Source organism: Halorhabdus sp. SVX81, assembly GCF_029207715.1.
Taxonomy (GTDB): Archaea; Halobacteriota; Halobacteria; order Halobacteriales; family Haloarculaceae; genus Halorhabdus.
This window is the reverse complement of sequence record NZ_CP104322.1, coordinates 2,246,072-2,264,421: the sequence shown is the minus strand read 5'-3', so window position 1 is coordinate 2,264,421 and position 18,350 is coordinate 2,246,072. Positions and strand designations below refer to the sequence as shown.

Sequence of the window (18,350 nt, the reverse complement as noted above, 5' to 3'; positions counted from 1 at the left end):
TTGCCGGACGCACGCTGGACCGTCCTCTTGGGAAACTTCCCTTTCGGCGGCTCATCGAACCGTCGTCACGGGGACGGGCGACCGGCGGAACACTTTCTGGGCGATGTTGCCCACGAACAGTTGCTCGGCCAGCGATCCGCCGTGGCTGCCGATGACGAGGGTATCGAAGTTCTCGGCCCGGGCGACGATCACCTTCGCCGGGTTCCCCCAGCCAACCTGGGTCTCGATCTCGGCGTCGTACTCGGCGGCGATCTCGCGAGCGCGATCGAGCAGGGATTCGGCGAGTTCCTCGGCGGTCTCCTGGATGTCGTCTTCCAGCGCCAGTCGGACCGCCTGGCCCATCATCGGCGATGGCTCGCCGACGACGTGGAGGACCGTCACCTCGGCATCGGGATGGGCTTCGAGGGCGTATCTGAGGGCTCTCTCGCCCATCTCGGAGTCGTCCATCGGGACGAGAACGCGGGAGATCATACGCTCAATACGGTCGACAGCGTGATAAAACTATAACGTCGATCTCCGCTCTCCGTTCCAGAACATATACACTGCTTACGCGGGAACAGTTCCATATGATTTCTCTCCTCTTGTTCGTCGGACTCGCGGCAGCGGGGTTCGTCGGATTCAACATCGGCGGGTCCTCGACCGGCGTGGCCTGGGGGCCTTCGGTCGGCGCGAACGTCGTCAGCAAAACGGGCGCAGCGGCGCTGATGACCGGCTTCGTCTTCCTCGGCGGCTGGACGGTGGGTCGGAAAGTCATCGAGACACTGGGCGGTGATATCGTCCCGGAGGCCGCATTCTCGATCGAAGCCAGCATCGTCGTCCTCACGTTCATCGGGCTCGGGATGCTCGTGGCGAATCTCTACGGCGTGCCCGTTTCGACCTCGATGACGGCGGTCGGCGCGATCGCCGGTCTCGGCCTCGCGACCCAAACGCTCGACTGGGCCGTCCTGGGCGAGATCGCTGTCTGGTGGCTCATCGCCCCCGTCGTCGGCTTCTGGCTCGGCTCGATCGTCGGCCGATACGTCTATCCGTATCTCGACCAGTATTTCGCCCTCGAGCAGTCCGAGGGGCCACTCGTCACCGTCGAGCGATCCGGCCTCGTTCCGATGCCGCGACTCGGGCCGGAAACCACGACACGTGAGTTCGTGAGTACGATCGTCGTCCTTCTCATCGCGTGTTACATGGCCTTCAGTGCCGGCGCGTCGAACGTGGCCAACGCCGTCGCGCCGCTGGTCGGTGGGGGTCTGCTGGAGCCGGGTCCGGCCGTCATTCTCGGAACGGCCACGATCGGGCTCGGGTCGTTCACTATCGCCCGGCGGACGATGGAGTCCGTCGGCAACGGGATCACTGACCTCCCCCTGCTGGCGGCGATGGTCGTGATGGTCATCGGCGCGACGATCACCACGGTCGCCTCGGCGATGGGGATCCCGATCAGCCTGGCGCTGTCGACGGTCATGACGATCGTCGGCCTCGGGTGGGGGCGGGCGACGCGCCCGGCGACGGCGACTGAACTCGCCCGCGGGGATATCGATACGACGCCCTCCGTCGACGCTCTCGCGGCCGAAACCGGCGACGACGTGCCGGCCATCGGTGAGGAATCGGGCGAGGAATTACAGGAGCCCGGTGAACTGTTCGATCCGTCGGTCGTCGTCCGGTTCGTCGCCTTCTGGATCATCGGCCCGACGGTCGCGACGGCCATGTCCTACGCCACGTTCGTCGTCCTGCCGATCGCCGGGACGGTCTGACTCGTCGCTCCTGCCGTTTCACGATGCGAGTACCGCGTCTCACCTCCCCAAATCAGCGACGGAGAAACCCGACGATCGCTTCATAGTGCCCTAACAATGTCGTCTCGCAGGGTGTGCTTTCGAAGCCGACCCAGCGGGGAAAACTGTTCGATCGCGCTCAGGCGTCTTCGTCGTAGATCCGGTCGAGACCCAGTACCAGTGCCGTCCCGAGGATGGTGAACGCGCCGACCGCGGCGGCCATCCAGAGCCAATGGGTCGCCGTCATCGCCGTCACGCCGAACAGCGAGTTGACGGGCGTGTACAGCACGCCCAGGTGGAGGACGATCGAACTCGCGAGCGCCCCGACCAGCCACTTGTTCGAGAACAGTGACAGGCCGTAGGGCCATCGCAGGATCTGGGCCTGGATGATCTCGCCGATGACGATGAAGGTAAACAACAGCGTCTGGGCGACGATGAGATCCTCGCTCACCGAGAGGCCGTGGAAGAACAGCGGCAGGCCGATCACCGCGTAGATGAGGCCAAAGGCCACGATCAACACCAGACTATGGCGGTTGATCACCGGCTCGTCGGCCCCGCGTGGCGGCCGCTCCATGATCCCGTCGGTCTTGGGGTCGACCCCCAGCGCCAGTGCCGGGAGGCCGTCCGTCACGAGGTTGATCCACAGCAACATCACGGGCGTGAGGATCAGTGCCTCGGACCCGCTGGTGAACTGATCGGGGAACAGTGCGGTGCCGATCAACACGCCGAAAAAGACCGCAAGCACCTCGCCGGCGTTGGCCGACAGCAGGAAGTTGACGAACTTCCGGATGTTGTCAAAGACGCCCCGGCCCTCGGCGACGGCGTCCCGGATCGACGCGAAGTTGTCGTCGAGCAGGACCATGTCGCTTGACTGCTGGGCGACGTCGGTCCCACGTTCGCCCATCGAGACGCCGACGTCGGCCCGCTTCAGGGCGGGCGCGTCGTTGACGCCGTCGCCGGTCATCGCGACGTTGTGGTCGTTTTCGAGCACCGCTTCGAGAACGCGGACCTTCTGGTCGGGTGCCATTCGTGCGAAGATCTCGACCTCCTCGACGGCCTCGGACAGCTCTTCGTCCGAAAGCGCCTCGACCTCCGCGCCGGTCATCGCCCCCTCCGGGTCGAAGCCGATCTCCTTGCCGATCGCGATCGCCGTCTCGCGGTTGTCGCCGGTGACCATCACGACATCGATCCCGGCCGCCCGACAGTCCGCGACGGCGTCGGGGACCTCCTCGCGGGCGGGGTCGATCATCCCCTGCAGTCCAAGGAAGACCATGCCGGACTCGATTGCGTCGTCCTCGGCGTCGGCATCGACGCCGGACTTCTCGGCGAACCCCAGCACGCGAAGGGCGTCGCTCGCGAAGGCCCCGTTGCGATCGAGGATCGCCTGGCGGCGCTCGTCGGTGAGTTCGACGACCTCGCCGCCCTCACGGATCCGGTCGCAGCGTTCGAGGACGACCTCGGGCGCGCCTTTCATGTAGGCAGTCCCGTCGTCGGTGACGACGGTCATCCGCTTGCGAGCCGAGGAGAACGGGACCTCCCGCACGTGCTCGATGTCGGGGTCGATGCCGGCTTTCTCCGCCGAGACCTTGAGCGCGACTTCGGTCGGATCGCCGAAGAAGGCCTCGTCTTCTTCGGCCGGCGCTCGTTCGGCGTTGTTACAGATGGTCCCACAGCGCAGGATGGGTTCGAGCGCGTCCGCGTCGACTGCCTCGTCGTCGTGCTCGAACTCGCCGGACGGTGTCGTCCCCGTCCCGGTCACGTCGTATTCGCGTCCGTTCGTGAAGATCCGCCGGACGGTCATCTCGTCCTCTGTCAGCGTGCCGGTCTTGTCCGTCAGGATGACGTCGACCGACCCGAGGCTCTCGACGACCGGCAGCCGACGCACGAGGGCCTTTTTCGTGAGCAACCGCCGGGACCCCAGCGCGAGCGTCAGCGTCACGACCGCGGGAAGCCCTTCCGGCACGGCGGCGACGGCGAGCGTGATCGCGACCAGCAGCGTCGCGATCGGCCCGGCGCTGGTGAACAGCAACTGGATGATCCCGACGAAAACGATGATCGCCATGATCCCGAGCCCGATCGTCCGGCCGAGTTCGTCGACTTCCGCCTGGAACGGCGTCTGGGTGTCCTCGGTCTCGCTGAGCTGTTCGGCGATGGCCCCGACCTCGGTGTTCATCCCGGTCTCGGTCACGACGGCCCGGCCCCGCCCGCGGACGGCCGAGGTGTTCATGTACACCATCCCGGTGCGCTCGGCGATCGGCGCGTCCGCTTCGACGGGGTCGGTGTCCTTCGTGACCTGGGCGCTCTCGCCTGTCAGGGCCGACTCGTCGGTTTCGAGGCTTGCCGTCTCGATGAGTCGCGCGTCGGCGGGGATCGCGTCGCCACCTTCGATGACGATTACGTCACCCGGAACGACTTCGGCGGAGTCGACGACGTGGCGTTCGCCCTCCCTGATAACCGTCGCGTCAGGGGTCGAGAGATCCTTCAGCGCCTCGATGGACTTCTCGGCCTGGTAATCCTGGACGAACCCGAAGATCCCGTTGGCCAGCAGGATGAGCGCGATCAGCGCCGCGTCGACGTACTCCGGGGGATGGTTGGGAAGCAACCCGACCCCCAGCGAGATCAGCATCGCGAATATCAGCAGGTAGATAAGGACGTCCCGGAACTGATCGATAAAGATCGCAAGCGGCGAGATCTCGTCATCGTCGCGGATCTCGTTGGGGCCGTACTTCTCACGCCGGCGACTGGCTTCGTCCTCGCTGAGTCCCTCCGGGTCGGAATCTATTGCGTCGAGGGTGTCCTCGACGGAGCGACTGTGCCAGCCTGCTTCCGGGTTCTCATCGCTCATCGTCCCTCCCAAGACCCGGCCGCCGGGCGGTTCGTGACGGCGACCGGTCTGCGTTTGCCCGCCGACGCATCGAGCGTCGACTGCACAATGGCACGTCTCGATTCACGGTTCGTCGGTGGACCCGTCTCGTACATGCGGCAATCGTCCACACCAATGGCGGTTGGGGTAATAAACCACACAATTCACCCGAGACTGCGTGATTCGACAGCCAGGAGCGCTCTTCCCCGGGATGATCGTCGCAGGCGAGATATCGGAGATTCCCCAGCGAGACGCTCCCAAAATCAAGAATTCGACGGGTATAGCGATATCTTGTCGGCGGTCTACACAGCGCAGGTCGAGGCGGCTCACTCCCCGGCGGTGTCGACGACGGCCGCGTCCCCAGCCACCCGTTTGACACTCTCGATTCCACGTTTGGCCCCCTGTTTCGAGGTGTAGCCTTCGGCGCTGTCTGCAATGATCTCGCCGTTCGATGCGACCAGTCGCCATCGCCACTCCTCAGCGCGATCGAGGAACAACTCAAAGCGTGCTTGGGCTGGCATATTCGTCTCCGCCTACACAGGCAATTGCCAAGAGAGTAGGGGCTCCGGGAGTCGTGTACCGACGAGCGCTGAGGAGCCCCACTCCTCGAATCCCCAATCGATGATCATCGCAGTTTTCAGCGGGCTACAACAGGGCGCACCCTCAAGTAGCCTGATACCCTGTCTTTTCGTATAGGATCCAGCTATACCGGTGCAGTCCCCCATCGACCGGGGAGTGAGACGATCGGACGCTGGGCGGCTGGATCGACCGGTTCCGACGGAACCATGCCGAAAGCGCGAACACAACGGAAACAGGTGATACCATATGTGTCTAGGAATCCCGGGAGAGATAATCGAAATAGACGGACAGGAAGCGCGCGCCGAGTTCTGGGACGTCGAGAAGACCGTCCGGATCGACGTCGTCGACGAGGCGGTCGAGGTGGGTGATCACATCCTCAACCACGCCGGCTTCGCCATCCGGAAGATACCCGACGAGGAGGTCGAAGAGACCATGGAGATCTACGAGTCGTTCCTCGAAGGCGACGAGGACGAAGCCCTCGAAGAGATCGGTGCCGGCGAGGGCGAACAGCTTGGGATCGAGGGCCGATAAATGGCGACGAACGCCGAAAGCGGGGACGACGAACTCCAGTTTCGGGACCCGGAGAAGGCCGAACAGCTGACCGACGAACTCGAAGCGCTGATGGACGAGATCGGCGAGCCGGTCAACGTGATGCACGTCTGTGGCTCCCACGAGCAGGCCATCGCGAAGTTCGGCCTGCGGTCGATCCTCCCCGAGGATCTGACGGTCCGGATGGGGCCGGGCTGTCCGGTCTGTGTGACCAACATGCCGGAAGTCGACGAGGCCGTCGCGCTGGCCGAGGAGGGGAAGATCGTCGCCACCTACGGTGACATGTTCCGCGTGCCTGGGACCGAGAAGAGCCTCGCCGACGCCAGAGACGAGGGCGCGGACGTTCGCGTCGTCTACAGCGCCAGCGAAGCGGCCGAGATCGCCGAGGAGGAACCGGATCGTGAGGTCATCTTCTTCGCGACGGGCTTCGAGACGACCGCCGCACCCACGGCGGCCGTGCTCACCTCGGACCCGCCCGAGAACTTCTCGGTCCTCTCGGCCCACAAGTACGTCCCGCCGGCGATGGAGGTCGTCGCAGAGATGCCTGACACCGACGTCGACGGCTTCCTCGCGGCGGGCCACGCCGCGACGATCACGGGCTACGGGCTCTTCGAGGACTTCGTCGAGGAGTACGACACCCCGGCCGTTGTCGGCGGCTTCGAACCGATCGACGTGCTGTACGCCCTCGCGCGCCTGCTGGAGTTCATCCGCGACGACGAGGCCGGCCTGGAGAATGCCTATCCCCGGTGTGTCTCACGGGAGGGCAACGTTCCGGCCAAGGAGACGATGTGGGAGGTCTTCGACACCACGAGCGGCGAGTGGCGCGGGATCGCCGAAATCCCCGACGCGAACCTGGTCCTCTCAGAGGACTACGCCCATTTCGACGCCCGCGAGCGCTTCGACATCGCGGTCGATCCGGGCGCGGCCGACCCGCTCACCGAGGAGTGCATTTGTGGGGATATCATGGCCGGGAAGGCCGATCCCGACGAATGTGACCTCTTCGGCGAGGAGTGTACGCCCCAGGACCCCGTCGGGGCGTGTATGGTTTCCAGCGAGGGGACCTGCAAGATCTGGCTCGAATACGGCGGCCAGCCGGACCTCTAAGGTGATCGAATGAGCGACACAGACGACGTCGGCGAGGCGGAGTCGAGCGAGGACAACAGTGACGACGAGGTCATCACTCACGCCCACGGCGCGGGCGGCAGTCAGATGGCCGAGCTGATCGAGAGCCTGGCTGTCTCCCGATTCGCCGAGACTGACGCGGATGTCGGGCTTGCTGCACTGGACGACGGCAGCGTCCAGCCGATCGACGACGACCACTCGGTGGTCGTCACGACGGACAGTCACGTCGTCACCCCGCTGTTTTTCCGCGGGGGCGACATCGGCCGGCTGGCGGTCTCGGGGACGGTCAACGACCTGGCGATGATGGGTGCGACCGAGCCCCTGGCGCTGACGAGTTCCCTCATCATCGAGGCCGGCACGCCACAGACGACCGTCGAGCGCGTCACTGAATCGATGCGTGAAGCCTGCGAGGAGGCCGGCGCGACGGTCACCACCGGCGATACGAAGGTCATGGGCAGCGGCGAGATGGACACGCTCGCGATCAACACGACTGGCGTCGCCGTCGTCCCGAAGGGCGGCCACGTCCCGGACGCCGGACTCTCCGTCGGCGACAAGCTCATCGTCTCGGGGACGGTCGGCGACCACGGCATCTCGCTGCTTTCGGAACGCGAGGGGTTCGACTTCGGCGGCGACCTTGAGAGCGACGTCCAGCCGGTCAACGACCTCGTCCGGGCGGCGATGGATGCCGGCGAGGTGACGGCGATGAAGGACCCCACTCGTGGCGGCCTCGCGACGGTCCTCAACGAGATGGCGAGCAAGGCAGACGTGGGCATCGACGTCGAGGAGCAATCCGTCCCCGTCTCGGGGCCGGTTTCCTCGGCCGGCGAAGTACTCGGCATCGAACCGTTCGACGTGGCCTGTGAGGGCGTCGTCGTGATGGCGGTCGCGAGTGAGGACGCCGAGGCCGTACTGAACGCACTCAGAGACAATCCCAAGGGCGAGGACGCCGCGATCATCGGCGACGTGGTCGAGGACCACACCGGCCAGGTCGTCTTGGACACCGGCTTCGGTCGACGCTACCTCTCCCCGCCCGAAGGCGAACAGCTCCCCAGAATCTGTTGACATGCACGAGTTCTCCATCGCGACGCAGGTGCTCGACGCCGCCCGGGAAGCCGCGGCCGACCACGGAGCCGATACCTTCGAGGGTATCACTGTTTCGGTCGGCGACGCCAGCCACGTCAACCCCGATCAGCTGGAGACTTGTCTCGAAGCGGCCGCCGATTCGACGATCACCGACGGCGACCTCGACATCGAACTCGAAACCGTCGCGCCCTACGCCGAGTGTGCCTGTGGCTGGAGCGGCGAGCCTGCGGACATCGACCGGGCGCTGGCGTACGCGCCGGACCTGACCTGTCCCGAATGTGACGCCCGCCTCGAACTCCAGGCCGGCAACGAGTGCCGGCTGATGAGTGTGACACTTCCGGAGGGAGCGGACGAGAGCAATCGGGACGCCGCCGACTCGCCGGACGCGAACACGACCGATTGACTGCGTATACAAGACAATACAATGTATCACACGTCACGACACCCACTCACGGACGCGACGCCGATCGACCGCCTGCTGGATCGCCTGCTGTCCGATTCCGGCGTGCTCGGGCCGTTACAGGCCCATCGGATGGGCCACGGCGACGACGATCACGAGCATGGCGACGACGCCGAGGCGGACATCCTCGCGCAGTTCGCCGAGCAGGCCGACGAGTTACACGAGCGCGTGGTTCACGACCACGGGATCTTCGTCGCGGAGTTCCTCGGCGCGACCGGCAGCGGCAAGACCCGACTCATCGAGCGCCTCATCGAGCGAGCGCCCGACGACGAGGAGATCGGCATCATTGTCGGCGACGTAGCCGGCGAGGACGACGCCACCCGCTTCCGGGAACTCGGAGTTTCCGTCGCCAATGTCAACACGGGCAAGGAGTGTCACCTCGACCCCTCGCTGGTCGAGGGTGCCCTGGAGGACCTCGACCTCGACGCGCTGGATACACTGTACATCGAGAACGTCGGCAACATGGTCTGCCCGGCGGACTTCCCGCTCGGCGCGCAGGCTCGGGTGCTGGTCGTCTCCGCCACGGAGGGCGACGACGTGGTGCGCAAGCATCCCCTCCTCTTTCAGGCCTGTGACGGCGCGGTGATCAACAAGGTCGACATCGCCGAAGCGGTGAATGCTGATCTTGACCTGATGGAATCCGACGTGAGCGAGATCGCCCCCGAGATGCCGACGTTCCGGACCAGCGCCGAACACGGCGACGGCCTAGACGAACTCGCTGCGTTTCTCGATGAGCGGGGCCACGTCCACGCGAGCGATCACGAGGCCTACGTGGCCGGGACCGGGCACACTCACGCACACGAGCATAACCCACGCTGACGGCCAGACGCACGAGCACGACCATTCACACGAGGACGGACAGGACCACGCTCACACGCACGACTGACAAGGGGTTGGGAGTCCCGCCGTCACCACTCCAGTGACCCACCGCTCTGGTACTCGGTGACCTGTGTTTCGAAGAAGTTCTTCTCCTTGTTGAGGTCGACCTGCTCGGACATCCACGGGAAGGGATTCTCGGTGCCGTACTGTTCGGGCAGATCGAGTTGATCGAGTCGGCGGTCGGCAATGTACTCGACGTACTCCGCGAACTGCGAGCCACTCATGCCGAGGATCTCCTCGGGGCAGGCCTCGCGGGCGTATATCTGTTCCAACTCGACGGCCTCCTCGATGAGGTCGATCACCTCGCTATCGAACTCGTCGGTCCAGACGCCCGGGTTCTCGGTCCGGATCTGGTCGATCAGGTCGACCCCGAATCCCAGGTGGAGAGATTCATCGCGCATGATGTACTCGAACTGCTGGCCGATGCCCACCATCTTGTTCTGCCGCTTGAGCCCGAGCATCATGGCGAAGCCCGCATAGAAGAAGATCCCTTCCATGATGACGTAGAAGCCCACGAGATCCCGGAGGAGGTCCCGCACGTCGTCGTCGCCGTCGATCGTGAACTCGGGGTCGTCGATCGAGCGCGTCAGATCGACGACGAACTGGTCTTTCTCCTCGATGGAGGGCACGCGGTCGTACATCCCGTAGAGGTACTCCGGCTCGAAGCCAAGCGAGTCACAGCAGTAGATGAACGTGTCCGTGTGGATGGCCTCCTCGTAGGCCTGCCGGAGGAGGTACTGGCGACACTCCGGGGCGGTGACGTACTCGTAGAGTGCCAGCACGAGGTTGTTCGCGGTGAGTGATTCGGCCGTCGAGAAGAAGCCCAGATTCCACTCGACCAGCTGGCGTTCAGCGTCGGTCAGTTCGTCGCCGTTCCACTGGGCGACGTCGTCCTGCATGGGGATCTCTTCGGGAACCCAGTTGTTGTTGACGCCCGCCTCGTAGTATTCGCGGGCCCAGTCGTAGTCGATCGGCAGGATCTTGTTCGGGTCGTGCTCGGCGGCAGTGTCAATTATTGGCATGGGATGTGTGGCTGGGATGGACTTTTCGCTGGCGATTCACTGACAGGCGTCACAGGTGGGGTCCTCGACGCTGGCGAGGTCGCTGTGCCCGCCCTGGTCGCGGTCGGTCTCGTTCGATCGGGTCGTCCCGTCCTCGGGATCGCCGCTCGCGTCGCGATGCTGGGTCTTGCCGTACTCCGAGAGATCCAGCGTGGACTTCTCGATCTGGGAGGCCCCGAGCGTCCGGAGGTAGTAGGTCGTCTTCAGCCCGAGTTCCCAGGCGGTGGTGTAGATGTCGTCCAGCAGGGTGCCGTCCGTCGAGGGGAAAAAGACGTTGTGGGAAACCGACTGGTCGATCCACGTCTGGCGGTGGGCCGTCAGCCGCAACTGGTGGCGGGGATCGATCTCGAAGGCCCCGCGATACAACTCCCGGAGGTCCTCGGGGATTGCCTCGATCTCCTGGATCGAGCCGTCGTGGTACTTGATCCGGTCGCGCATCTCGTCGTCCCAGAGGCCCCGCTCCCGGAGGTCGGCAACGAGGTGGTCGTTGACGATCGTGAAGTCCCCGGACATGTTGGATTTGACGTACAGATTCGAGTACTGGGGCTCGATCGAGGCCGTGGTGCCGTTGATCGTCGAGACGGTCGCCGTCGGCGCGATGGCCATCGTGTTGGAGTTGCGCATGCCGTGTTCGGCGATCGATGCCCGGACGGCGTCCCAATCGAGGGTCTCGGTCCGCTCGGTCGGGATCTCGCGGCCGCGTTCGTCCTCCAGCAGATCGACGGTGTCCTGGGGTAGAATACCACGATCCCACTTCGAGCCCTCGAAGGAGGGATAGGCACCGCGTTCGGCGGCCAGCTCAGAGGAGGTTTGGATCGCGTGGTAGGCGACGAACTCCTGCCACCGGTTGGCCTTCTCGACGGCATCGTCGCTGTTCATCGGCACACCGATCTCCATTAGCGCTTCGTGAAAGCCCATCGTCCCGAGGCCGACCGGACGGTGGCGCATGTTCGAGTCCTCGGCCTCGTCGGTCGGATAGAAACACAGGTCGACGACGTTGTCGAGCATTCGCATCGCGGTCTCGACGGTGTCTTCGAGGTAGTCGCGATCGAGTTCACCGTCTCGCACGTGCGTCGCGAAGTTGACACTCCCGAGGTTGCAGACCGCATGCTCGTCGGTGCTCGTGTTGAGCGTGATTTCCGTACAGAGGTTCGAAGAGCGGATGGTCCCCTTGTGGTCCTGCGGCGAGCCGATGTTGCAGGGGTCCTTGAACGTCACCCACGGGTGGCCGGTCTCGAACAGCCGCGTCAGAAGGGTGCGCCACAACTCGGCGGCCTCGACAGTCTCAACGTTCTCGATTTCGCCGTTCTCGGCGGCCTGCTCGTACTCGCGATATTTCTCGGCGAACTCTTGACCCGTGGCCTCGTGGAGGTCCCCCACCTCGTCGGGGCTGAACAGCGTCCAGGACTCGCCGGCCTGGACGCGCTCCATGAAGAGGTCCGGAATCCAGGCGGCGGTGTTCATGTCCGGCGTCCGGCGGCGTTCGTCGCCGGTGTTGCGTTTCAGATCCACAAACGCTGGGAAGTCAAGGTGCCAGATGGCCAGATACGCACAGGCGGCCCCGCGGCGCTTGCCAGAGCGGTTGATCGCCGCCGTCACGTCGTTGGAGATCCGCAGGAACGGGACGACGCCGGTCGACTCGACGCCCGTAGACTCGATCAGCGCGCCCTCAGCTCGCAGGGGCGTCCAGTCGTTGCCCAGGCCGCCGGACCACTTCGAGAGTTGCGCGTGGTGTTTGTAGGCCTCGAAGATCCCCTCCAGGTCGTCCGGAACGGTCGTCAGATAACAGGAGGACAGCTGTGGGTGGGTTGTTCCGCTGTGGAACAGGGTGGGCGTCGAAGGGGTGAATTCGAGCTTCGAGAGGACGTCGTAGAACTCTTTGGCGCGGGCATTCGGGTCGTCCTCCTCGATCGCCAGTCCCATCGCGACGCGCATCCAGAACGCCTGGGGGAGTTCCAGATGCTCGCCGTCGTTCGTTCGAAGGAAATACCGCTGATACAGCGTCTCCATCGCCAGGTACTCGAAGTGTTCGTCGCGTCCGGGTTCGAGATACTCCGCCAGCGCGTCGAGGTCGAAGCGATCGACCAATCGGGTGTCGAGGAGGTCGGTCGCGACACCGCGCTCGATGTTCTCCCGGAAGGTATTCCGATAGGCGGAATCCAGCTCGCTGCCGGTCAGGTCCTCGCCGATCACCTCGTGGTAATAGCGCTGTCGGAAGACGCGCGCAGCGACGCGCTTGTACGCCGGTTTCGCTTCGATGCGGGCCGAGAGCGTCCCGAGGATGGCTTCGTACACCTCGGCGCGGTCGGCACCGGCATAGCAGTTCTCGTCGATCGCCCGCCGGAGGGCGGTCCGATCCGACTCGGTGACAGTCGGCTCGCCGTCGATGGCGCGATCGAGTATCGATGCGATTCGGTCCGTTTGAGTTGGTGTCTGGTGGCTCATGTGTCTGAATCGTCGGGCGGGTCAGTTTCCGCGTCGAGGACGGCGTCGAGCTCCCGTCGGAACTCTTCCGGGTCGGCGAACGCCTCGTACACCGAGACAAAGCGGAGGTACGCGACCTGGTCGCGCTCGCGCAGATGCTCGGAGACCAGGTCGCCGATCTGGGTCGTGGTGACGATCCGTCCCTCGCGTTCGGTGAGTGCGTCGTGGATGGCATCCACGATCGCTGTCACGGCCTGCTCGTCGACCGGTCGCTTTTCGACGGCCCGTTCGATGCCCGCCCTGAGTTTCTCGCGGTCGAACGGTTCGATGGCTCCGTCGCGTTTTTTCACCTGCAGGGACTCCCATTCGGGGCGTTCGTAGGTGGTAAACCGGAAGCCACACTCCTGGCACTCCCGCCGTCGCCGAATCGAGGTTCCGTCGGCACTCGGTTCCGTGTCGAGGACGTGCGTGCGATTGTTCCCGCAGTCGGGGCAGTCCATGGTTGTCACTATTGAACCCCCGTTGAGGCCCTATATCTTGGGGTCAACGCGAAGCAGCCGCAATATGTGGTGTGTGGGTGACGCCGATAAATCTTTGCCAACCGGCTTGTTCTAGGACAAATAAACTTGTATTAGTGGGGAGAGAACTCGCGGCGGCAGTGCCAACAGAGCGTACGGGGTGGCGATCGGGAGTGGTGGTCCACCGGTCGAGCCGTCGGCACTCAGGCTTGCTTCGGGGCGGACTGCCCAGCTAATGGACCTAGCTTGAGTGCGATGGCGATCACGACCAGCGCCGAGGCCAGACCGATCTGGAGACTCATTGCGGTGCCGATGGTCGTCGCTTCGGCGATCACGCCGACGGTGGCCGGGGCGATGAAGAAGCCGGTCTGGGCCGCGACGTTGGCGATGACGTTGACGGGGCCGGTAAAGGAGGGCCTGGACTCGATGCCCATCGAGATGAGCGTCGGGAACAGCCCGGAGATGAAAAAGCCGATCACGAAGATCAGCGCCAGCAGCGTGGGCCCGGCGGCGTGGACGAGCGCCGCGTACATCGCGACCACGAGGACGACCCCGACGCCGACGAGCAGGTCGCTGAACCGATAGCGCTCGGCCAAATAGCTGAACGCGAGCCGACCGGGGACGTACGCTGCCAGGTAGATCGACAGCGTGAGATTGGCAACGTTTTCGCTGAACAGTCCCTCCGCGTAATAGGGCAGCCAGTTGAAAAAGACGCTCTCCATGCTGCCGACGAAGACCAGCGCGATCGCCATGCCGTATATCGCCGGCTCCCGGAGCAGGACTCTCACGTCGTCCAGTTCGAGCGAGCGCTCGTTGTCGAGTGAGTCGGGGCGATCGAGCCGCCAGAGCGCGACCAGGACCGGGACCAACGCGACCGCAAGCACGAGATACGTGACCCGCCAGAAAAACTCCCACATCACGACGGTTACCAACAGCGGGCCGAGCGTCGCGCCGACGGCCCAGATCATCGTGTGCAGGCTCAACACCCGCGCCCGCGAGTTCGGGTAGAGATGACTCAGCACCGATCGATCGAGCGACCGGAAGATGCCCGTCGAGAAACTCCGGATCCCGAAGAACACAAGCAAAAGGAGATAGGTCGGCGAGAGGCCCAAAAGGAGGACACTACCGATCGTCGCCGCGACGCTGATAACGAGAAAGCGCTTGATGTCGATCCGCCCGCTTGCCGTCCCGAAGACGAGCATCGCGAGCACGAACCCGACGGTGCCGACCGGCGTGACCAGCCCCAATTGGCTCTCGGTCACCGGAAAGACGTCCTTGAAGACCGGAACCAGGGCACCACGGGCCTGGATGATCGCCCCGTCGATCGCGACAAAGGCGAACAGCACTACGGTCCAGGCCCGCCGAGACGCTTGCTCACTCACTGTCGAGTCCTCCCGAGAGCACGCGGGTAAACCCATTGAAACGGGTCACTTTCCTGTGGTTTGCCGACACTTTCTGGGAGTGGTCTGTGCGATTGCATACATCGAGTGCGGATCATGCGGTCGCCGAAGCGGTTCCCGTGGGTCCCAACTCGAGGACGAGCATGACTACGGCGAGCAGACCTGCCAGTCCGATCTGGACGAGGATCGCGGTCTCGATCGATGTCGCGTCGGCAAGCACGCCCACAATTACTGGCGCGGTGGAGAACCCGACCTGGGTGGCGACGTTGGCGACCACGTTGACCGGACCCGAGAACGAGGGCATCGATTCGATGCCCATCGATATGAGCGTCGGGAACAGCCCCGAAATCAGGAGGCCGATGCCGAAGATCGAGCCGAGCAACAACGCCCCTTCCGCGGCGGTGAAGGCAATATAGGTCAGTACGGTCAGGAGGATACTCGTCACGACGAGCACTCGCGTGAAGCTGTATTGGTCGCTGAGCTGACTGAAAACGAACCGTCCGGGGACGTACGCCGCCAGGTAAATCGAGAGAACGATGCCGGTGATCCAGCCGGAGAACGTCGTGTCCGCATAACTCGGCAACCAGGTGAAGTAGATGCTCTCGATGCCGCCAACGAAGATCAGTGCGATCACCATCCCGTACACGCTCGGCTGGGACAACAGCGGCCGGAGGTCGCTGCGCTCGAACGTCCGCTCGTTCGTGGTCCCGGTCGGCGCGTCGAGCCGCCACACAAGCACGAACACGGGGACGGTGAGCGCCGCAAGCACCAGATAGGTCGCCTGCCAGGAGTACTGACTCAAGACCGCAGTCACGAGGATCGGCCCCAACATCGCGCCGACCGCCCACGTCATCTCCTGGAGGGTGAAGATCCGCGCCCGCGACTCCGGATAGAGATGACTCAGTGTCGGGCGGTCCAGTGCCCGGACGATCCCCGTCGCGAGACTCCGCATCCCGACAAGCCCCAAGAGGACGATGAAACTCGGTGCGGCACCGATCAACAGCAACGACAGCCCGGTCAACGCGACGCCGACGAGCAAAAACCGCCGGATGTCAACCCGCCCGCTCGCCGAGCCCAGCGCCAGCATCGCGGCCAGGTACCCGACAGTCCCGACCGGGGTAATCAGTCCCAGCGTACTCTTGGTCACCCCGAAGAAATCCTCGAAGGTCGGGACGAGCGCGCCGCGGGCCTGGATCGTCGCACCACTGACCCCGACGAACAGGAAGACTGCGATCAGCCAGTACGTACGATTATCTATCTCTTCCACGTTTCATATTCCTCGTTCGGCGAGTTAAGCGCATTGAACTCCGGTCGGCAGATTCAACACTGCGGACTGCTGCCTACGACCTAATGAGCGAACGGACGCGAGCGGTCGTCTCGGTGACAGGCGTCGTCCAGGGTGTGGGATTTCGCCCGTTCGTCTATCGGACGGCGACCGACAATGACCTCGCGGGTCAGGTGAAAAACACCGGCGACGGACGGGTTACGATCGTTCTGGAGGGCCCCCAGTCGGGCATCGACGCGTTCCTCGCGACCCTCCGGACGGATCCGCCGCCGCTGGCCCGAATCGAGGATGTGACTGTCGAAGACGGCGAGCCGGCGGGTCTCGACAGGTTCGAGATCGTCGCTTCGACCGACTCGACGGGGGGAGCGGGGACGATTCCGCCAGACACGGCAATGTGTGACAGCTGTCTCGAAGACCTGCGTGATCCCGATTCCCGGTTTCACGGCTACTGGGCGACCGCCTGCGTGGACTGTGGCCCACGATATACGGTCATCCGGGAGTTGCCCTATGACCGTCCAACCACGTCGATGGACGACTTTCCGATGTGTGGCCAGTGCCGGGCGGACTACGAGGAACCGAGCGACCGCCGATACCACGCCCAGACGATCGCCTGTCCCGAGTGTGGGCCGACGCTCTCGCTGCTCGACGGCGACGGGAATGCCCGCGCCGACGGTGACGACGCCATCGAGCGGGCTGGCCAGCGACTTGCCGACGGCGAACTGGTAGCGATCAAGGGGATCGGTGGGACCCACCTGGCCTGTGACGCGACCGACCCGGCCGTCGTCGAGACGTTGCGCGAACGAACGGGCCGTCCCGAGAAGCCCTTCGCGCTGATGGCCCCCGATCTGGAGGCGGTAGAGTCCGTCGCCCAGGTCTCGGATACCGAACGCGACGCGCTCGAAGACACGCGCCGGCCGATCCTGCTGCTCGATGGACGGCGAGAAAATCGACCGGGTTGGTTTGACACCGTCTCACCGGGACTGCACACCGTCGGCGTCATGCTGCCGTACTCCGGATTGCATCACCGCCTTTTCGATCACGTCGAGGGCCCGCTGGTGATGACCAGCGCCAACATGCCCGGCGTGCCGATGGCGACCGACCGTGAGTCGATCCTCGCCGATCTCGATGGCGTGATCGACGCCGCCCTCGTCCACGACCGTGAGATCGTGATGCGGTGTGACGACAGCGTGGCTCGGTTTGCCGGGGGCGAGCGGCGGTTCGTCCGGCGGTCGCGCGGGTGGGTCCCAGAGTCGCTCCCGCTGCCGTCCTCGACCGAGACGGCCCACGACGTGCTCGCTCTCGGGGCGGAGTTCGACGCAACCGTCGCGCTGACCCAGGACGGTGCGGTCGTCCCCTCGCAGTATATCGGCGACGTCGACAACCCCGAAACGGTCGAATATCTCCGAGAGACCGTCTCCCATCTGCGAGACCTGCTCGGTACTGACCCCGACGTGGTGGCCTGTGACGCCCACCCCGATTTCCTGACGACCCAGGAAGCGGGAGCATACGCCGACCGTGAGGGAATGGCGGGACCGATTCAGGTCCAGCATCATCACGCTCACGCCGCTAGCTTGCTGGCCGAGCGCGAGCGCAAGCGCGCAATCGTGATCGCCGCTGACGGGACAGGCTACGGCCCGGACGGGTCGATCTGGGGCGGTGAAGTGCTGGACGCCACCCTCGCGGATCACGATCGCGTCGGCGGCCTCTCGGCGTTCGAACTCCCCGGTGGGACGGCCGCGATCGAACGGCCGGCTCGCATCCTGGCGAGTCTGCTCGATGACGACGACCGGATCGACGAGTTGCTCCTTGAGCGCGGTACGGTCGAGACGGCTGGCGAGGCGGCGACCGTCCGGAAACAGGTCGAACAGGACATCAATTCCCCGACGACGACCAGTGCAGGGCGATTGCTCGACGCGGTGAGTGCGCTTCTCGGCGTTTGCACCGAGCGCAGCTACGAAGGTGAACCGGCGATGAAACTCGAAAGTGCGGCGGTCGACGGTGCCGTCCTCGACTACGATATTCCGTACGCGACGCGGGACGGTAATCGAGTGCTCGACACCCGACAGCTCGTTCGTGACCTCGACGCTATGGCCGACGATCACCCGATCGCCGACGTGGCCGCGACTGCCCAGTGGGCGCTGGCACGTGGACTGGCCGAGCTGTCCGTCGCGGTCGCCGCGGATCGTGGGGTCGACGCTGTCGGGTTTACCGGCGGCGTCGCGTACAACGACGCGATCACGCGGACGGTCCGCGAGCGCGTCGAGGCGGCCGGGCTGGACTTCCTCGGCCACGACCGCGTCCCGCCCGGCGACGGCGGGATCGCCTACGGGCAGGTGGCGGTGACCGCCGCGCGTGAACCCCGATAGG

At 64.8% G+C, this 18,350-nt stretch carries 15 protein-coding genes; 7 read left to right on the top strand and 8 right to left on the bottom strand.

Features of this window, described 5'->3' with window-relative positions; translation table 11 throughout:
- Positions 1-51: 51 nt before the first annotated feature.
- Complete coding sequence (locus tag SVXhr_RS11260; RefSeq protein WP_275737293.1) at positions 52-471, bottom strand: universal stress protein; 420 nt, start codon at positions 469-471, stop codon at positions 52-54.
- 95 nt (positions 472-566) lie between these two features.
- Here SVXhr_RS11260 and SVXhr_RS11255 point away from each other — a divergent pair, with 95 nt between their 5' ends.
- The gene (locus SVXhr_RS11255) at positions 567-1,742 is read left to right on the top strand and encodes an inorganic phosphate transporter (RefSeq protein WP_275737292.1); all 1,176 of its coding nucleotides are present in this window, start codon (positions 567-569) and stop codon (positions 1,740-1,742) included.
- Positions 1,743-1,899: 157 nt separating this feature from the next.
- Here the strand turns inward: SVXhr_RS11255 and SVXhr_RS11250 are convergent, their stop codons facing one another.
- A complete protein-coding gene (locus SVXhr_RS11250; protein ID WP_275737291.1) occupies positions 1,900-4,605 on the bottom strand; it encodes a cation-transporting P-type ATPase in 2,706 nt (901 codons plus the stop codon).
- Between the two features lie 344 nt (positions 4,606-4,949).
- A complete protein-coding gene (locus SVXhr_RS11245; protein WP_275737290.1) occupies positions 4,950-5,144 on the bottom strand; it encodes an HVO_2922 family protein in 195 nt (64 codons plus the stop codon).
- Between the two features lie 304 nt (positions 5,145-5,448).
- On the opposite strand from SVXhr_RS11245, the gene SVXhr_RS11240 reads away from it, so the two are divergent.
- The 5 genes from SVXhr_RS11240 to hypB are packed head-to-tail and all read left to right on the top strand — an operon-like array spanning position 5,449 to position 9,235.
- Positions 5,449-5,733: a HypC/HybG/HupF family hydrogenase formation chaperone gene (locus tag SVXhr_RS11240; RefSeq protein ID WP_275737289.1), complete on the top strand. Its 285-nt coding sequence runs from the start codon at positions 5,449-5,451 to the stop codon at positions 5,731-5,733.
- The gene (hypD, locus tag SVXhr_RS11235; RefSeq protein ID WP_275737288.1) at positions 5,734-6,855 is read left to right on the top strand and encodes a hydrogenase formation protein HypD; all 1,122 of its coding nucleotides are present in this window, start codon (positions 5,734-5,736) and stop codon (positions 6,853-6,855) included.
- A 9-nt stretch (positions 6,856-6,864) separates the two neighbouring features.
- The gene (gene hypE / locus SVXhr_RS11230; protein WP_275737287.1) at positions 6,865-7,935 is read left to right on the top strand and encodes a hydrogenase expression/formation protein HypE; all 1,071 of its coding nucleotides are present in this window, start codon (positions 6,865-6,867) and stop codon (positions 7,933-7,935) included.
- 1 nt (position 7,936) lies between these two features.
- A complete protein-coding gene (locus SVXhr_RS11225) occupies positions 7,937-8,359 on the top strand; it encodes a hydrogenase maturation nickel metallochaperone HypA (RefSeq protein ID WP_275737286.1) in 423 nt (140 codons plus the stop codon).
- Between the two features lie 21 nt (positions 8,360-8,380).
- Complete coding sequence (gene hypB / locus SVXhr_RS11220) at positions 8,381-9,235, top strand: hydrogenase nickel incorporation protein HypB (protein WP_275737285.1); 855 nt, start codon at positions 8,381-8,383, stop codon at positions 9,233-9,235.
- Positions 9,236-9,324: 89 nt separating this feature from the next.
- On the opposite strand, the gene SVXhr_RS11215 is transcribed toward hypB, so the two are convergent.
- The 5 genes from SVXhr_RS11215 to SVXhr_RS11195 form a co-directional block, all read right to left on the bottom strand.
- The gene (locus SVXhr_RS11215; RefSeq protein WP_275737284.1) at positions 9,325-10,317 is read right to left on the bottom strand and encodes a ribonucleotide-diphosphate reductase subunit beta; all 993 of its coding nucleotides are present in this window, start codon (positions 10,315-10,317) and stop codon (positions 9,325-9,327) included.
- 36 nt (positions 10,318-10,353) lie between these two features.
- Positions 10,354-12,801, bottom strand: a complete 2,448-nt coding sequence (locus SVXhr_RS11210) for a ribonucleoside-diphosphate reductase subunit alpha (RefSeq protein ID WP_275737283.1) — start codon at positions 12,799-12,801, stop codon at positions 10,354-10,356.
- Entirely contained in the window at positions 12,798-13,280 is a 483-nt protein-coding gene (nrdR, locus tag SVXhr_RS11205) for a transcriptional regulator NrdR (RefSeq protein WP_275740940.1), read from the bottom strand. The genes SVXhr_RS11210 and nrdR overlap by 4 nt, the downstream gene beginning before the upstream one ends.
- 221 nt (positions 13,281-13,501) lie before the next feature.
- Positions 13,502-14,680: an MFS transporter gene (locus SVXhr_RS11200; protein ID WP_275737281.1), complete on the bottom strand. Its 1,179-nt coding sequence runs from the start codon at positions 14,678-14,680 to the stop codon at positions 13,502-13,504.
- A 112-nt stretch (positions 14,681-14,792) separates the two neighbouring features.
- Positions 14,793-15,965, bottom strand: coding sequence for an MFS transporter (locus SVXhr_RS11195; protein WP_275737280.1), 1,173 nt, complete (start codon positions 15,963-15,965; stop codon positions 14,793-14,795).
- A gap of 83 nt (positions 15,966-16,048) precedes the next feature.
- Here SVXhr_RS11195 and hypF point away from each other — a divergent pair, with 83 nt between their 5' ends.
- Positions 16,049-18,349, top strand: a complete 2,301-nt coding sequence (gene hypF, locus SVXhr_RS11190) for a carbamoyltransferase HypF (protein WP_275737278.1) — start codon at positions 16,049-16,051, stop codon at positions 18,347-18,349.
- Position 18,350: the final 1 nt, after the last annotated feature.

Excerpts from the sequence above, each read along its gene's own strand:
- SVXhr_RS11260 (WP_275737293.1), bottom strand. The coding sequence starts at position 471 with ATGATCTCCCGCGTTCTCGTCCCGATGGACGACTCCGAGATGGGCGAG.
- SVXhr_RS11255 (WP_275737292.1), top strand. The coding sequence starts at position 567 with ATGATTTCTCTCCTCTTGTTCGTCGGACTCGCGGCAGCGGGGTTCGTC.
- SVXhr_RS11250 (WP_275737291.1), bottom strand. The coding sequence starts at position 4,605 with ATGAGCGATGAGAACCCGGAAGCAGGCTGGCACAGTCGCTCCGTCGAG.
- SVXhr_RS11245 (WP_275737290.1), bottom strand. The coding sequence starts at position 5,144 with ATGCCAGCCCAAGCACGCTTTGAGTTGTTCCTCGATCGCGCTGAGGAG.
- SVXhr_RS11240 (WP_275737289.1), top strand. The coding sequence starts at position 5,449 with ATGTGTCTAGGAATCCCGGGAGAGATAATCGAAATAGACGGACAGGAA.
- hypD (WP_275737288.1), top strand. The coding sequence starts at position 5,734 with ATGGCGACGAACGCCGAAAGCGGGGACGACGAACTCCAGTTTCGGGAC.
- hypE (WP_275737287.1), top strand. The coding sequence starts at position 6,865 with ATGAGCGACACAGACGACGTCGGCGAGGCGGAGTCGAGCGAGGACAAC.
- SVXhr_RS11225 (WP_275737286.1), top strand. The coding sequence starts at position 7,937 with ATGCACGAGTTCTCCATCGCGACGCAGGTGCTCGACGCCGCCCGGGAA.
- hypB (WP_275737285.1), top strand. The coding sequence starts at position 8,381 with ATGTATCACACGTCACGACACCCACTCACGGACGCGACGCCGATCGAC.
- SVXhr_RS11215 (WP_275737284.1), bottom strand. The coding sequence starts at position 10,317 with ATGCCAATAATTGACACTGCCGCCGAGCACGACCCGAACAAGATCCTG.
- SVXhr_RS11210 (WP_275737283.1), bottom strand. The coding sequence starts at position 12,801 with ATGAGCCACCAGACACCAACTCAAACGGACCGAATCGCATCGATACTC.
- nrdR (WP_275740940.1), bottom strand. The coding sequence starts at position 13,280 with ATGGACTGCCCCGACTGCGGGAACAATCGCACGCACGTCCTCGACACG.
- hypF (WP_275737278.1), top strand. The coding sequence starts at position 16,049 with ATGAGCGAACGGACGCGAGCGGTCGTCTCGGTGACAGGCGTCGTCCAG.